Raw genomic sequence first — 1217 nt, 5'->3', positions numbered from 1 at the left:
TAACAAGTGACTATGGTGTCAAATCCTAATTTTAAACCATTTTAGGATCCCACATGACACCATCTCTCACCATAGAATTTATGATTACTACAAGCTTTCGTATACAGGCAATGATGGCTACTTTTTTAGGCTTTCCAGCTGCAATCATTCGTTGATAAATGTCTTTGAATTTTGGGTTGCATTGAATCGCTGACATCATTGCCATATACATTGCGGTTCTAATTTTGGGCCGTCCACCGCGTATCATTCGCTTGCCTTGATAAACTCCACTTTCACGATTGAATGGCGCTACGCCAACTAAAGATGCAGCTTCTTTGTTGTTTACATAACCAAGCTCAGGCATGTCGCTAAGCAAGTTAAATGCGACCACATTTCCAACACCTGGTACGCTTTGAATAATGTTATTTTTTGCTTCGTATTCGTCACATTCTTTAATGAGTTTTTGTAGTTTTAAATCTACTTTTTCTATCTGATTTTTTAGTGCAGTTAAGATAGGTTTTATGAGGGACGATAGTGTTTTTGGCATTATTTGAGAGCGATTTTTCTCCATTGTTTGCATATCCATTAACTGGCGTCTTCTAGATAGTAAATCACTCATCAAGCGCATTTGTTCTGGCTTTAAAGACGATAGAGGAGGTTTAATTGCTTCACCAAAATAAGCGATGAGTTGCGCGTCAAGTTTATCAGTTTTTGCTTTTTGGCCGATAGCGCCTGCGAAGCGTTTTATGTTCACGGGATTAGCAACCACGAAGGGAATATTCGCCTCAGCGCAAGCTATCATAAAAGGCTGTTCAAGGCGTCCAGTCGCCTCAATAGTGACACGCGTCACTGGATGTTTTTTTAAGATTTGAATGGCGTGTTTAATACCACTTTGATTGTTTTCTACAGTAAAGTAAATGTCTAAAGGTCTGATATAAATATCGAGTTGTGTTTTACCTGTATCGACACCGACGTTAATTTCATTTTGATTATTTTTTGTATTCATAATAAGCTGACTCTGCCTTGCTATTCGGGCTCGAGGCCCCGTTGACTATCCGAGTTTAATGCTTGGAGTTCATACAGCGTTCTTACTTGTTATCGGTCTCTCAATAGAGGAGCCTTCAATCAATCGAACTACTGTATAAAAGGCTTTGGTTGCAGCCAAAGCTTGGGCCTCACATTACCCGAACTAGGTTAGAATAATAATTAATTTATGGGTTTATTATCCATACAAGCAA

Annotated in this window: 1 protein-coding gene; it reads right to left on the bottom strand. The window is 38.9% G+C overall.

Translation table 11 applies throughout. The annotated features are described in order from the left end of the window. Positions 1–31: 31 nt before the first annotated feature. Complete coding sequence (locus C7Y70_RS20305) at positions 32–985, bottom strand: IS110 family transposase (protein WP_135476817.1); 954 nt, start codon at positions 983–985, stop codon at positions 32–34. Positions 986–1217: the final 232 nt, after the last annotated feature.

The organism is Pseudoalteromonas sp. KS88, from assembly GCF_004766475.1.
GTDB lineage: Bacteria > Pseudomonadota > Gammaproteobacteria > Enterobacterales > Alteromonadaceae > Pseudoalteromonas.
The sequence above is the reverse complement of the archived record's forward strand: the minus strand, read 5'-3'. Positions and strand labels throughout refer to the sequence as shown.